The following is a 14,305-nucleotide window of genomic DNA, read 5'->3' on the forward strand; positions in this document are numbered from 1 at the left end:
CCTATATCGCTGCGGGCATCTCGTCGTATGTGCGCCCATTGATGAGGCGGCCGTTCGACTTCTTGGCGCGGCGCTTGCCATCGGCGCCCCAGCCACCCCACTGTTTGAAGAAGAACGCCGCGGCCTGCGCTTCACATTGCACCTGAATCGACTCGACCCATTCTTGCTTCATTGGCCGTGCCTTTGGTCCCGACTCGCCACCCACGATAACCCAGTGGATATCGGTCAGGTTTATTTTTCCCAAGTCTTCCAGCAGAGGTTCGATCGACAGGAACCGGACGGTCGCTTTCACAGTACGCAGGTAGTCGATCCGTGGTATGCCGTACTTTCTGTCTTCGACCGACACGCCCAGCCAGGCATTGGTCGGCGCGATACGAGTCCCGAAATACTCGGAGAGTCTGTCGGCACGCTTGGTCAAAATCTGGAAAGTGTGCCAATGCGCTTTTTTGATCACCTCAAAAACGCTGTCGATATAGTCGAAAGGCACGTCTTCGTGGAACAGGTCGGACATCGAATTGACGAAGTAGACCGTAGGCTTCTTTCGACGCAGTGGATCATCAAGCCGATTGGGCAGCAGCGTCAACGTGAAGCCATTTTCATAACCTGGCGTCGACATCGCCATCAAGCGCTCAGCCATTTTCTCGGCGTAGCAATTTTTGCAACCAGGAGAAATCTTCGTACAACCCACCGTCGGGTTCCACGTCATTTCAGTCCATTCGATGTTTGTGCCCGTTGTCATGCGTCCTCCGGTTTCCGACAATGTTTCATCTCTAGTTCTACCAAATCAGTCAGCGTCCGACCTTCTATCAACGCATATTGTCCAACACGGAATCACCGGAGCAAGTGGCCAAATCGTAATGATATCTTACCTAAAACCGCCTAACGGTTGAGGTGTTGAGCAGACTGGCAAAGCGCAACAACGTTGTTATTTGATGGTCATTTCAGCAAAACGCCTTGCGTACGGCTCCAACTCGTTCGGGATAAGGATCTTCTCGCTACCGCGGCAAAATGTAACGGTGTCGGGCGTGACCTGAAAGTCTGCCGTTGATGACATCACGGTCGATTTAGGCAGACCGAGTGATACAGATAAAATCGCACCCAACACGTCCCGTGGCGCATTCTGTAGTCCGGTAGCCTCAACTTTCTGGAGTAGTTCTCGCAACGTCCTGGCCGAGCGAACCGGATCGGGCAGTGGCTGTACGGCGGCCCCTTTGGCAGGCATTTGGACATCCCATCCGCGCGAGCTCTTGCAGAATGAGACAAAGCGCGAAAGATTGTTCTTTGCACCTGGTTTGTCATTGAGGTACCGCTCAAGGGCACCATGACTCCATGCGTTCATACCGACGTCTGCGTGAGCGCAGAACGCCGCAGCGGTGGCAAGATACATCCTGATGCTCCGCGGTGCCAAAGGGCTGTCAAGAAGCACTTGATGGTAGGCGTGAATGAGCTCGTTCCAAGAGCTATGTTTTGCAGCGATCAACGTTTCATTGATGCGATCGATTTCAGACGCGTCGCTCTTAGCCTCGCTATGCACGTGTATGTCAAGCTGCTCAGCGAGGAATTGGACTGGAAGCAAGTGACGACGGAGTGCCGCCGTCCCGAACACACGTAGCAACGCGGAACCTGTCAGATCCAGAGCGGATTCGAAGGCAGCGTCCACACGCTCGAAGAACCCTTGATGAGACCGTACTATATCGAGAACCTTCGGGTTGCCCGGTGACCGGCCGTAGACCCAGTCCGCAAAACGAGACCATAGGACGGCGACCCATTCGTGCTCGAAAATCGTTGTCGTCAGCCTGACTTCCCGATCAACCGCAGCCCGGTTCAGGCACGCGCGACAACGCGATGTGCCTTTGCCAGGCATCTCGACGCTGCAACCTGGACAGGCGTGCGTCACGCCCTCATTGCGAACACAGTCCGTGCAAATGGGTTCCGCGCCTTCGCCGCGACGCCCTACCTTGCGGTATTTGCGACAAAGGCTGCATGTTGCGTGCGTGTGCCTGTTCCTGCACGAATCGCAGATTCTTTCGAAGACGCCGGCAGAAGGCATGGTCGACAGGCGAGGCGTGACCCGATCACATCTTGCGCACTTTTCCGGCTCCTTAAAGTATGGAACGCACGACGGACATACTGCTCGGCCATCAACCAGCAAACCAGCTCGCGGCACGGGCTTCTCGCATCGAAGGCAAGTCCGTGTCGCTGTCGTGCAGGCCGAGCAAACGGGTTCCATGTCGTTCTTGTGAGCGACAGTTTTGCCTGCGCAAAGCACACATGATGCGGCTCTAAAGAATCGCTTGTAGCAGCCGCCGCAATACTCATTGCCAAGGTGGAGCTTGTGCGCAGTCTCCATCAGACGGCCACAACCATCGCAGTAGCGCCCAAATTTTGAATCTACACTCATGACCACTTCCTCGCCGCGGCCATCAGTTCACGTGCGCGCCTCTCCCGACAACGCGCACCTCCATCCTCTTCGATTTGCCGTACTCGTTTGACGAGCGTAGCACCACGATAGGTGTAGCGCGGACGCAGCCTTTCCGGCAGCAGCTTGATCTGATCGGCCAGCCAGGGCGGCGCGCTTCCGTAGTGTGCGAAAGCGGCTTGGGTCATGCATGTTGCAGTTGCTATGCGCAAGAATTCATCGGGCCATCGCTCAATGATATCCAGCGTTCTGGTGAACAGGCGCAGTCGAACGGCAGTGTTGGACAAGCGTAGCGCTTCGTGGCTGTCCAGGACGGCTCGATCCTCGGCATCGAATACGCCCTGACGTGAATGCATTTTTTCTCTCAAAATCGTCAACAACAATCCGACCCCTGCAAAAAAATCAGGCGTATCGACCAAAGTGTCGGCAACCAGGATCTTGTCTCGCTCGCAAAAGCACAAAAATTTATCCTGAACTTTTAACGCGTCATCCACCACTGAACTGGAGCGGCTCTCAGAAGAACCGCCGAGCAGCATGCCACACCGATGACAGATCGACGAGACACTTCGTGCCCGGTGTGGGACGACCGGCGCGCCACACGTGGAGCAGTGATCCTCAAGCATACGATGATGAATACGGCAGGCAAACGTAAAAGTCAGGCGCCAAGGGCGAAGAAAAGCGTTATCAGCTCGTAGGCACGCTGGACAGTAGCGCAGCCCGAATCGCGTACGCGAGCGTCCATGCATGCCGACCGAGGTAACCCACTTCGATTGACCACAGCACGCGTGATGTTCGCCAGATCTTGCCGGGATAAGATCGGCAAGCGTCATCGACCTGAGCGTGCCTAGCGATAGGTTCGCAGCTTGAGCGATCGTTTTCAGCACTGGCGCCTGTACATGGAGATCAATATCGCGGGTCCATACTTGGGCGCCCGGAAAATGCAATGAAGTAAAGCGCATCGGATGCATCCCGTGCGCATGTGCCGAGCGTACGAGATATGAACTCAAGAGCTCGTCTGGCAGCGCACTAAGATGGATTGTCCAAGAGCGTGGTTCTACACGCGCTTGGCAATGTCCTCCCACTCGTCCGGGCGCGTCCATGTCATCTTCGTGAGCACTTGTTCGTCAATTCGTTCCTTACCCGAACTGATCGCAAAGCTCGCCGCTCCCTTCAATAGCTTGACTGTCGAACCGAGGGTCTCGCCGGCCATCGAATACAGCTTAGGCGCCAACTCGCGCGAAGCCAAGTTGGAAGGCTCAGCCAGCGGAAGCAGCCGCTCATAACTTGCCAGGAAACGCAGATATTCGGTGTCGAGCCTCCATCGATCCAACGCCGCAGGCTCGAAGCGAGACTTCATCTGCGGCTCAAGGTTGAGCGCATTGATCGCGGCCTGAGTGCCAGCGGCAATCACTGAAATTTTCAGGTCGTTACTTAGACCTTTGATCGCCGCAAGAAGGTCCCCGGCCTTTTTACCTGCAGTAGTGAGGTTGTTGAACTCGTCGATGACAAGCACCCGAATCCCTGCGTAACTCAAGATCGATTTTGCTTGGCGTTTTTTGGCTGCTGCGGAATCACGGTCGCCGTGGGAAATACCCATCGACCAGAGAATCTCGGACCAGAACTCCGACTCGTCCGGTGTCTCAGGCATCGAGATGAGCAGGACGTGCGCGATGGGACTGCCTGTACTCGTGATCTGCACGGGGTGACGGTGTGCAAAGCGCTCAAGTATCGAACTCTTCCCGTTTCCGCTTCGCCCCACGATAAGTAGGTTGGGCATGCGAAGCGATTTCGGATAGACCAGCAACTGGTCCAGCTGCTGCATGATCTGCACGGCCCGCGTGTATCCAATCCAATGATCAGACTTGCAGTGCTCGATCCTCTCATCCGCAGGTAACTGAAGCAATGGCAGGACATCGCTATTGAGGTGAGAAAGAGCGTCGATCATCGTGATACCGCCACATCGTCAAACGGTTGAATTGGCTGCGCGAATGGATCGTCCTCGATCACCGGTACAGGTCGCACTACGAAATCGGTATCGGTCAACGGCTTTTCCTTGACCATGGCCTTCGGTGGCGTCCGTGTCGCCTGGCGGCGCGCAGCCTTGGTTTTATGGACGGATTGCTCTACGACGCTTCGCATGCGTCCCAAAGCGTCAAAAATCGCGTGCTCATCGATATTGCTACGACCTTCCTCCTTGAGCTTGCGCTGGACTTCCTTCAGCTCCCATGCGCTCATCGCAGGATGGCCCATGTCCCGATATGGAATGGGATAGTAGGACTTGGCGATAGGATCGAAGAAGTACACCTTGCTGATATCCCGGGGATTACGCCTGATGAGGAACGACCGGCGCATTTTTGGATTGTCTGGATCGGTCGAGTTGATGTAGGGGTCGAGCACCGGATCGTAATAGTTGATGCATTCGATCTGGATGCCATACTGCTGGACTGAGCGCTCGTAAAAAGGCATAAAGTCCAGCTGCAAACGCGCAGGGTCGCCGGGGACCGGAGGGATACCAACGCCGGGCTTCGTTGCATCGCCAAGAATGCCGAGCTCCCATTTTTTGCGTGGCGGCATACCGAGCTCGCTATGGTTACGCTGGTGATAAACGTTGACGACAAACTCGACAACCAAGTACTCGAATTCGCGTAACGTAAGCGCGGACTCGGCTTCGGAATCGTAACCCTTGCGCTGGGTGGTGTTTGAAAACGTCGTGCCAGGCCACTTGCGGATCTGGTTAGCCATGGTGCCCATGTAGCGTTCGATGTGACCGCCATAATGCGGACGAAGTGGCGGCCGCCACTGCAGGTCGATCGCATACTCCTTGCAGGCGCGCTCCAGAACAATCCCTCGAAACTCCTTCGCGTTATCACAGTGGATTACGTTCATGGTGCCCCAAACCGGCCACTCGCCGCTGACTCCAAGTTCGGCCAAGTATTCGCGCTTGGGACAGATCGCCTGGGAGATGCACATCGCAACCGACGTGGAGCTTGGCTTCTCGAACGTGATGTGGATGCCTACGATCATGCGGCTATACACGTCGATAGCGAACGTGAGCCACGGCCGTCCAATAGGCTGCCTGTGCACATCGTCGACAAGAATGATGTCCGCCGGCGTATGGTCGATCTGAACGACGGCCAAAGGAAAGTCCGCGCCAGGGAACTCACCTCGAATCGGATCGTATTTGTTTCGCGCCAATTCCCTGTGCCCGCGGCGCCGGAGCGTTTCGGCGGCAGGCAACATCTTGATGCGCTTGCGAATCGTGTTGGGATGGGGCGCTTCGATCTTCGCCAAGCGGGCCCGGCGCATGACTTCGTCAATGACATCCTGAGGCTTCATACGCTGTCTGGTCAGGAACTCGTCATCGATGACGGTAGCAATCAGTTTTTCCTGCTCACCCTGCAGCATCTTGGTGCCTGCCCGACGGCCTCGCTTCGTCGGCACCAGGGCGGAAACATGACCGGCTTCCTGGTATGCCTTCAGCCACTTGTAAAGCGTTGCCGTGTGCACGTCGTATTGCTGCGCAATCTGCTCCGCATCCGCTCGGGTACGCAAGGGATTATCCAGCAACAGCTTGATGGCCTGGAACCGCCTCTGCGCTTCCTGCCAGTCCTTTTCGCTGTAGAGAAGCAGATCGCGGTCCATACCTGACGTCTGGTCAGTCGCCTGCGCTTCCTCATCCACCGGCTCGAGCGAATCAATCCGCAGGCGCGTACTTTCGTTTGTCTGGATATCGACAGCAAACACGCTATCGATCGAAACCAGGTGCGTGATCCGATACACGCGATTTGCCGACCTGACCACTTGGCCCGGCTCCGCCGCGAAAAACGCTTGAGGAAGACGGTTACTCATGCTGGATCCCCAGCCAGATGGTCGAGTGCATGGTAAGAGGCTTATTGAGCTCGGTACTGACTTCGCGTCGCGCCACCATGCGCCAAAGCTCGGGCAAGGCCGCCATACGTTTTTCGACATGAAGGTAAGCCATCGCGAGCAAGGCCTGAGGTGTCGTTGGCCCGAGGGCTCTCAGGCTATACAGTAGTTGCTCCCTATAGAGCTCCTGTGTCGCTAGTCTGCGGTACTTGCGCAGGAACTTTGCATTGTCGAGATAGGGTGTACGAATATCACGCTCGGTGACGATCTTGAAGCGCCAATCGCGCTCGCGGCAGTACCTGATCATCTGCTTAAAGCGCTGGCGATACTTGGCGAAGTCAAGACGAACCTCGTCATAAGGCTTGACCTCGAATACCACAATGGGAATCCGTCCGTCACGTTCCCGGTATTGAGCCAACACATCAGGCGTGTACCGCAGCTCACGCCCATCGAGTTGATAGTTGAGCGAAAAGGGCTGCTCGAGGATCGCCTCAACATCTGGATCGAAGTCCAGACAGATGAGCCAGTCCCGCTCGAGCGAAGACTCAAAGCCGGCTGAATGGCCAGAATTTAGAACGACCTTTCCGGTCAGCGACCGGTAGCTCATCCCGATGGACCGAACTGGCGACATTAAATCCAGTCGCTTTTTTTCGCAGATTTTCATGTTCAGTCGCCAGATCAGATGTTTTCAGTCGCAAGATTAAACGTAATATGCCCGAGTTGCTTCCCCTGTGTCAAGCAATCTCAGTCGCGAATTCTGGAGGAATTGACAGCGGACCGGTGCCGCGGCCGGGCGAGATCTCGCTGGCGCACCACGGCGTGCTGTTCCTCGACGAGTTGCCGGAATTCGACCGCAAGGTACTGGAAGTGCTGCGCGAACCGCTGGAAACAGGAGAAATCACGATCTCACGCGCGGCGCGCCAGGCAGACTTTCCCGCCAATTTCCAGCTGATCGCGGCGATGAACCCATGCCCATGCGGCTGGCTCGGCCACCCGTCCGGCAAATGCCGCTGCACGCCGGAAGCCGTGCAGCGCTACCAGGACCGCATTTCCGGTCCCCTGCTCGACCGCATCGACATCCAGGTCCCGGTGACGGCAATGACGCCGGACGCGATGGCGCAGCTGGCCGACGGCGAGCCGAGCGCCGCCGTGGCGGCCCGCGTCGCGCACGCGCACGCGCACCAGCTGGAACGCCAGGGCAAGGCCAACCGCAAGCTGACGACGCGCGAGATCGACCTGCACTGCCGTCTCGACGGTAGCGCCACGCGGCTGCTGGGCGACGCGATGCAGCACCTGCACTGGTCCGCCCGCGCATACCACCGCGTGCTGAAAGTGGCGCGTACGATCGCCGACCTGGCCGGCGCGGATGGCGTGGGCGCCGGCCACGTGGCCGAAGCGATCCAGTACCGGCGCGGGCTGCGCGATCAATAGGAGGGAGACGTGACAGGCATCACGGCGGCACGACGCGACACACGCCCCCGCCAGCCGCAGGGCCGGGCATCAGGTGTCGCGCAGAAATCAGAGCCCTGTCGACGCCTGCTCGCGCGCCGCGCGCTTGATGGCCTGCGGCGGCTGGCCGAACGCGCGCAGGAAAGCGCGGCGCATGCGCTCCGGGTCGGAAAAGCCCGTCTCGCGCGCCACGACGTCGATCGAATGATTGCTGCCCTCGATCATTGCACGCGCCGCTTCCACTCGCAGCACCTCGATCGCGCGCGCCGGCGACTGTCCCGTCTCGATGCGGAACGTACGGCTGAACTGGCGCGTGCTCAGGTTGGCCGCCTCCGCGAGCTCGTCGACGGACAGCGGCTTGCGCAGGTGACGCTTCGCGTACGACAGCGCCTGCTGGATACGGTCCGATTTCGGCTCGAGTTCGAGCAGCGCCGAGAACTGCGACTGCCCCCCGCTGCGGCGGTGGTAGACGACCAGCTTGCGGGCGATATTGCGCGACAGTTCGATGCCGTGGTCGCTCTCGACGAGCGCCAGGCACAGGTCCGCACATGCGGTCATGCCGGCCGACGTCCAGACGTTGCCTTCGTTGATGAAGATGCGGTCTTCCTCGACGCGGACCTTCGGATACATGCGCTGCAGGTCGCGCGCCACCGACCAGTGCGTCGTAGCACGCTTGCCGTCCAGCAGACCGGCCTCTGCCAGCAGGAAGGCGCCCGTGCAAATGCTGCCCACACGGCGCGATTGCACGCCGGCCTGGCGCAGGATCTCGACGAAACCCGGCGACGACGGCCGGCGCGGCACCATCTGCCCGGCCACCAGCAGCGTGTCGTAGTCGTAACGCGTGACGGCCTCCGTCAACACGTTGATGCCCGAAGAGCTGGTCATGGCGCCCCCATGTTCGGACAGGATCGAGACTTCGTAGCAAGGTTCGTCGCACAGCACGTTGGCAAATTCATAAACCGTCGTCGCCATGAGATCCAATGCCTGGAAGCCGGGGGGCAGCAAGAGTCCGATTCTGCGTTTCATGGTGTCCTCAGTATTCATTTGGCTTGCCGAGTGGCTCAGTCCACAGCGTGTGCTGCAGTGCATGATGATAATCATACGACACCCGCGCGCTCCCGGCCAAAAGCAACTGACAAAGTAGATAGGCATTTAACGACGTGTGCGTACGCACGAATGGGCTGCAACAGAGGGATGGTTGCTATTTGAGACAAAACCATTTGTTCGACGATCGATCTAAAATTTAAGGCAATGTGCCATTGCGGGCGCGCCGGCCGGCAAAAGATCGCAAGCGACCCCGTTTCGCCGCCGGGCAAGCCCTGTTACCATGCCGTCATGACAACACGACTCTTTGCCGCCGCCGCGCTGTGCCTGCTGTTCGCGGGCTGTTCCCCCAAGTACAACTGGCGCGACTATGCGAGCCCGACCGCGTCCTACCACGTCACCTTCCCCGCGAAGCCGAGTACGGTGACGCGCACCATCGACCTGGACGGCATGCAGGTGTCCCTGACGATGACCGCGGCCGAGGTCGATGGCGCGACGTTCGCCGTCGGCTCGGCCGAGGCGCCGGATGCCGCGCACGCCCAGGCCGCGCTGGAAGCGATGCAGGCCGCGCTGGTGCGCAACATCAACGCCACCGTCACGCACGAGAAGGCCACTGCCAGCGACGAGCGTGCCACGCGCGACGTCGACGCGAACGGGACCGACCACGGCAGGCCCGTGCGGCTCGTCGGCCATTTTGAATCGCGCGGCAAGCAGTTCTACCAGGTGATCGTGCTCGGCAGACCAAAGTCGCTGCCCGACGAGCAGGTCGAACAATTCCTCACGTCCTTCAAACTGCCCTGACATGCTTACCGACTCTCCCGCGCTGCGCATCGCCGCGCTGCGTAAATCGTTTGGCCGCCCGGCCGTCGACGGACTCGACCTCACGGTCCGGCGCGGCGAACTGTATGCGTTGCTGGGCCCGAACGGCGCCGGCAAGACGACGACCTTGCGCATGGTAACGGGCCTGCTGGCACCGGACACGGGCACCGTCGAAGTGCTCGGCATCGACATCGCGCGCGACCCTGCCGGCGCCAAGCGCGGCATGGCCTACCTGCCGGATGACCCGCTGCTGTACGGGAAGCTGAAGCCCACCGAATACCTGGAATTCGTCGCAGGCCTGTGGGGCATCCGCGCCGAGGACGCCGAGCCGCGCGCGCGCCATCTGCTCGACTGGCTCGACCTGGCACCGCATGCGCACGAGCTGACCGAAGGTTTTTCGCGCGGGATGAAGCAGAAGCTGGCGCTGGCCGGCGCGCTGATCCACGAGCCCGAGCTCTTGATCCTGGACGAACCGCTGACCGGCCTGGACGCTGCCGCCGCGCGCCAGGTGAAGGATCTGCTGGTGTCACACGTCGAAAAAGGCGGCACGGTGATTTTGACCACGCACATCCTCGAGGTGGCGGAACGGCTGGCCCAGCGCATCGGCATCATCCGCCAGGGTCGCCTGATCGCCGAAGGCACGCTGGCCGAGCTGCGCGCACGCACGCACGGCGGTAGCCTGGAAGACGTGTTCCTGCACCTCACGGAAGGACAGGCCGGATGAGTGCCGCGCCGGGAAGCACACTCTGGCTGCTGCGTCACGAATTACGGCTCGCCTGGCATGGCGCGGCACTGAACAAGAACCGCACGCGCCGTCCGGGCGGAGCAACCATCGCCATCTGGGTCGTGGGCTGGCTCGCGTTGCACGTCGTCGCCTTCCTGTTGATGCGCGAGCTGGATCGCGACGGCATGGACGCTGCGCACCTCGCCATCCCGCTCACGGTCATGGTCATCACATGCGCGACCTTCATGCTGTCCAGCGCGTTGCGAAGCGCCGTGCTCTCCCTGTTCGAACGCGGCGACCTCGACCTGTTGCTGTCGTCGCCGCTACCCTCGCGCAGCATCTTCGCGGTGCGCCTGCTCGGCATCGCGGCCGCAGTCGCGACGCCTTATGTGTTCCTGGCCGGCCCGTTCGCCACCGCCGCGCTGCTGGTCGGTCATCCGGGCTGGCTGGGCCTGTACGTGATGATCGGCACCTCCGCGATGGTGATGGCCTGCGCGGGCATGCTGCTGACGCTGGCCCTCGTGCGCGTGCTGGGTGCGCGCCGTACGCGCGTCGTGGCGCAGGTCGTGGCGGCCGTCGCGGGCGCGCTGCTGTTCCTGCTGTCGCAAGCGTATAACCTCACGCGCCACGACGACAGCGCCGGCCCCGGCCTCCTGGCCTTCCTCGCCAGCCACCGCGCGTTCGGCACGGACAGCGCGTTGTGGCTGCCCGGCCATGCCGTCCTCGGCGCCCCGCTGCCGCTGCTGGCCGCCGTACTGCTCGCAGGGCTCGCCTTCGCGCTGACGGTGCACCGCACGCACGGCTTCTTCGTCCACGGGCTGCAGCAGGCCGCCGGCACCGGACGCGCCCGCACCCGTCCGGCCGGCGCATTGCGCTTCCGTTTCCGCCGCAGCCTGTTCGACACGATCGTCATCAAGGAATGGCGGCTGATCGCCCGCGACCCGAACCTGATCGCGCAGGTGCTGCTGCAGCTGATCTATCTCGTGCCCTTGCTGTTACCTGTGCTGCGCGACGGCAAGACGGGCCCCTCGATCGGCGCCGCCCTTACGCTGCTGTGCAGCTCGCTGGCGGGCAGTCTCACATGGATCGTCGTCCTCGCCGAAGATGCGTCCGACCTGCTGCTGTCGGCGCCGGCGCCGCGGCGCACGATACAACTCGCGAAGCTGGCCGCGGCCACGATGCCGCCGCTGCTGCTCGTCGCACTGCCGCTGTGCTGGCTGATCGCGCATGCGCCACTGACGGGCCTGCTGTTCGCGTTCACCGTCTGCGCGGCCGTGTTGAGCGCGGGTCTCATCGTGCTGTGGACCGGACGGCCGGCGCCGCGCAGCGATTTCAAGACGCGCGGCAAGGAAAACTTCCTGTGCTCGGTGCTGGAAATGATCGGCAGCTTGTGCTGGGCCGGACTCGGCTGGCTGCTCACCGCCCTGGCCACGCAAGGCGCGGCCTGGATGGCGGTGGCCGCCGCTGTGGTGCTGGCGCTGGGACTGGGCGTGCTTTTGCTCGCCTGGCTGCTCCGGCGCCATCCTGTATGAGAGGTAATGCACCCTCTCCCGCTACTCGTGTTATCGTTTAGTCACTGGCGATTCAATGAGAACACTATGCTGATTACCTTTAAATCCAAAGCCTACCCCAACGTCATGATGTACCAGGATCACGCCAAGCGGATCCTCGACCTGTTGCAAAAGGACAGCGACCGCGGCGTCATCACGGCCGAGGAAGCCGGCCGGGCCGTCAAGCTGCTGGAAAACGAGATCGAGGAAAGCCGCAAGCACCAGCCTACGGACGAGATGGAACAGGACGTCATGGCGCACAACGGCGAAGAAGATACCGAGCACGAGCCGGTCGAGGTCGTGAGCTTTTCGACGCGCGCCTTCCCCCTGCTGGAAATGCTGCGCGCGGCGCGCGACCAGCAGACGGACGTGCTCTGGGGCGTCTGAGTCCCCGTTCAGTCAGGACGTTTCCCGCTCGAGCCCGGCCGAGGACAGCGCGACGCGACCCTTGCCCTTGCGTTTGGCTTCATACATCGCCTGGTCGGCCCGTGCCAGCAGGCGTGCGGTATCTTGCGGTTCGTGCGGCAACTGCAGGGCCACGCCGATGCTGACGCCCACCGTCACGCCGCCACTGGGCAGCACGTAGGGACGGGACAGCTGGTCGAGCAGGATGTGCGCCTTGTCCTCGGCATCCCCCGCATCCTTCAGCAGTTCGAGCACCACCACGAATTCATCGCCCGCCAGCCGCGCGGCCACGTCGGTCTCGCGAATGCCGTCCCGCAGGCGCTTGCCGAAGCGCCGCAACAACTCATCCCCTTCCTCGTGGCCGCGGGTGTCGTTGATCTGCTTGAATCCATCCATGTCGATGAACAGCACGGCGCACGGACGTTCCACGCGTGCCGCGCGCGACAGCGCCTCCGGCAACGCCTGCATCAGCGCGCGGCGGTTCGGCAGGCCCGTCAGCACGTCGCGCATCAGCATGTCCTGCAACTCGGCCGTGCGCGCCGCGACCGTATCCTCCAGCTGCGCATTCATCCGCTCCAGCGCTTCACGGTGCGTGCGTTCGCTGGCGACGAGCTCGCGCAACGCTTTCGACAGTACTTGCGCTTCCCGGAAGCTGTTCACCTGCGGGACCGCGGCCGGCGTCCCGCGCGCGGGCGCGTGGGCGAGGTCTTCGATGGCGCCACTCAACACCTTCAATGGCTCGACGATGCGCCGCGCCAGCAAGGCCGCCAGCGTCGCGAGGACAGCGGCCAGCCCGACACACAGCCATCGCGTGCGGTGCTCCAGTTCGCGCGCGGACGCGAGTGCCGCGGACTCGGTCTGGCGCACGAGGATGGCCCAGCGCAGGCCCGCGCGGTCACGCCCCCGGCCCGTCCGGCTGTAGCCGGTCATGTACGTGTGCCCATCGGGCCAGCGCTCCTTGACGATGCCCGTATCGCCGTCGAACGCGCGGCGCAGACTTTCGGTGGCGATCGGTTTTTCCAGTAAATCTTCGGGCCCCAGCAGCACGACGCCATCGTTGCGGACGACGATGATCTCGGCGCCGGAGCCGCGCAGCGCCGGGGTCAGCAATTCTGCAGCCACCGAGCGCGCCCATGTCCAGCTCAGGTGGATGGCGAGGACGCCGCGCAACGTGCCGTCGGCATCCCGGATCGGTCCCGCCACGTCGACGAAACGCCACGGGTCCGGCGTACGCGGCAGCAGGCTGCCCAGCAAGGTCGCGGGATGGTAATCCTCGGCGATCACGTGCAATTGTCCGGCGTGGAACCAAGGCCGCGCCCTGACGTCGCGATTTTCCAGCAAGCCGTTCGTCGCCGCCAGCACCCGACCGTCCGGCTTGGCGATGCCGATCCATGCATAGTCGGGGAAATCATGTTGGAAACTCTCGAGGACGCGCCGTGCCCCTGCCGGATCTCGGGCGTTGCGGACCTCCGACAGGGTGGACAGCACGGCGACGTCGCGCGCCGTCTGGTCCAATGTCCGGTCGAGCGCGTCGCGCATCTGCCAGGACAGCTGTTCGAGCCGCAATCCGGCCTCGTCCGATGCATGGCGGATCGCGAAATGATCCACGAGGGTCAATTGGAGGAATGCCGTGATCGCCACCGTCAGGCACGCAAGCGACACCGTCCATGTCGCGAGGCGGACTGGCCTGGTGCGCTTGGCGCGGGTGTCGATATCGCTGGCGGCGTCCATACGGGTTGCAAAAAATAAAGACTGAGATGCTACCGTAAATACTTCGCAAGCGACAAAGAAAAATTTGCGTGTCGACGGACCAGGTAGAAAAAACGACAGCCGCCGCTGTCGTTCTCCGGGCCCGAAAAAGCAAAAAGCCCGCTCAGTCTTGACTGAACGGGCTTTTGCGAATAACTAGCCTGACGATAACCTACTTTCACACTGGTTGCAGCACTATCATCGGCGCAAAGTCGTTTCACGGTCCTGTTCGGGATGGGAAGGGGTGGTACCGACTTGCTATGGTCATCAGGCATAACT

At 61.3% G+C, this 14,305-nt stretch carries 12 protein-coding genes, 1 rRNA gene and 2 pseudogenes; 5 read left to right on the forward strand and 10 right to left on the reverse strand.

What is annotated here, in order from left to right; all coding sequences use genetic code 11:
- Position 1 precedes the first annotated feature (1 nt).
- The 7 genes and pseudogenes from HAV22_RS24130 to HAV22_RS24155 all read right to left on the reverse strand — a co-directional run bounded on the left by HAV22_RS24130 (position 2) and on the right by HAV22_RS24155 (position 6,950).
- Positions 2 to 739: a DUF5131 family protein gene (locus HAV22_RS24130; RefSeq protein ID WP_166862584.1), complete on the reverse strand. Its 738-nt coding sequence runs from the start codon at positions 737 to 739 to the stop codon at positions 2 to 4.
- Between the two features lie 186 nt (positions 740 to 925).
- A complete protein-coding gene (locus HAV22_RS24135; RefSeq protein WP_166862586.1) occupies positions 926 to 1,660 on the reverse strand; it encodes a hypothetical protein in 735 nt (244 codons plus the stop codon).
- A gap of 737 nt (positions 1,661 to 2,397) precedes the next feature.
- The gene (locus HAV22_RS31370; RefSeq protein ID WP_229421392.1) at positions 2,398 to 2,955 is read right to left on the reverse strand and encodes a hypothetical protein; all 558 of its coding nucleotides are present in this window, start codon (positions 2,953 to 2,955) and stop codon (positions 2,398 to 2,400) included.
- 93 nt (positions 2,956 to 3,048) lie between these two features.
- Positions 3,049 to 3,519: pseudogene (locus HAV22_RS31860) on the reverse strand (TniQ family protein); the annotation flags it as partial.
- Complete coding sequence (locus HAV22_RS24145; protein WP_166862591.1) at positions 3,474 to 4,364, reverse strand: TniB family NTP-binding protein; 891 nt, start codon at positions 4,362 to 4,364, stop codon at positions 3,474 to 3,476. The gene HAV22_RS24145 and the pseudogene HAV22_RS31860, both read right to left, overlap by 46 nt.
- Positions 4,361 to 6,268, reverse strand: a complete 1,908-nt coding sequence (locus HAV22_RS24150) for a TnsB C-terminal domain-containing protein (RefSeq protein WP_166862593.1) — start codon at positions 6,266 to 6,268, stop codon at positions 4,361 to 4,363. The genes HAV22_RS24145 and HAV22_RS24150 overlap by 4 nt, the downstream gene beginning before the upstream one ends.
- Positions 6,261 to 6,950: a TnsA endonuclease N-terminal domain-containing protein gene (locus HAV22_RS24155; protein WP_208296351.1), complete on the reverse strand. Its 690-nt coding sequence runs from the start codon at positions 6,948 to 6,950 to the stop codon at positions 6,261 to 6,263. Before HAV22_RS24155 ends, HAV22_RS24150 begins: the two co-directional genes overlap by 8 nt.
- A 50-nt stretch (positions 6,951 to 7,000) precedes the next feature.
- Between HAV22_RS24155 and HAV22_RS24160 the strand changes: the two are divergent.
- Positions 7,001 to 7,717: pseudogene (locus HAV22_RS24160) on the forward strand (ATP-binding protein); the annotation flags it as partial.
- Positions 7,718 to 7,804: 87 nt separating this feature from the next.
- Here HAV22_RS24160 and HAV22_RS24165 read toward each other — a convergent pair.
- The gene (locus HAV22_RS24165) at positions 7,805 to 8,761 is read right to left on the reverse strand and encodes a GlxA family transcriptional regulator (RefSeq protein WP_166862598.1); all 957 of its coding nucleotides are present in this window, start codon (positions 8,759 to 8,761) and stop codon (positions 7,805 to 7,807) included.
- Between the two features lie 309 nt (positions 8,762 to 9,070).
- Here HAV22_RS24165 and HAV22_RS24170 point away from each other — a divergent pair, with 309 nt between their 5' ends.
- The 4 genes from HAV22_RS24170 (at position 9,071) to HAV22_RS24185 (ending at position 12,259) form a co-directional block, all read left to right on the forward strand.
- Positions 9,071 to 9,580 carry a hypothetical protein gene (locus tag HAV22_RS24170; RefSeq protein WP_166862599.1) on the forward strand — a complete coding sequence of 170 codons (510 nt, stop codon included), beginning with the start codon at positions 9,071 to 9,073 and terminating at the stop codon, positions 9,578 to 9,580.
- Position 9,581: 1 nt separating this feature from the next.
- Positions 9,582 to 10,322: an ABC transporter ATP-binding protein gene (locus HAV22_RS24175; RefSeq protein ID WP_166862601.1), complete on the forward strand. Its 741-nt coding sequence runs from the start codon at positions 9,582 to 9,584 to the stop codon at positions 10,320 to 10,322.
- Positions 10,319 to 11,854, forward strand: a complete 1,536-nt coding sequence (locus HAV22_RS24180) for a hypothetical protein (RefSeq protein ID WP_166862603.1) — start codon at positions 10,319 to 10,321, stop codon at positions 11,852 to 11,854. The genes HAV22_RS24175 and HAV22_RS24180 overlap by 4 nt, the downstream gene beginning before the upstream one ends.
- 66 nt (positions 11,855 to 11,920) lie before the next feature.
- Complete coding sequence (locus HAV22_RS24185) at positions 11,921 to 12,259, forward strand: DUF1840 domain-containing protein (RefSeq protein ID WP_166862605.1); 339 nt, start codon at positions 11,921 to 11,923, stop codon at positions 12,257 to 12,259.
- Positions 12,260 to 12,271: 12 nt separating this feature from the next.
- Here the strand turns inward: HAV22_RS24185 and HAV22_RS24190 are convergent, their stop codons facing one another.
- Positions 12,272 to 14,008, reverse strand: a complete 1,737-nt coding sequence (locus HAV22_RS24190; protein ID WP_166862608.1) for a sensor domain-containing diguanylate cyclase — start codon at positions 14,006 to 14,008, stop codon at positions 12,272 to 12,274.
- A gap of 177 nt (positions 14,009 to 14,185) precedes the next feature.
- Positions 14,186 to 14,298: ribosomal RNA gene (gene rrf / locus HAV22_RS24195) — 5S ribosomal RNA — on the reverse strand.
- Between the last annotated feature and the right edge of the window lie 7 nt (positions 14,299 to 14,305).

Source organism: Telluria antibiotica (genome assembly GCF_011682055.1).
In the GTDB taxonomy this organism is placed as follows: Bacteria; Pseudomonadota; Gammaproteobacteria; order Burkholderiales; family Burkholderiaceae_D; genus Telluria; species Telluria antibiotica.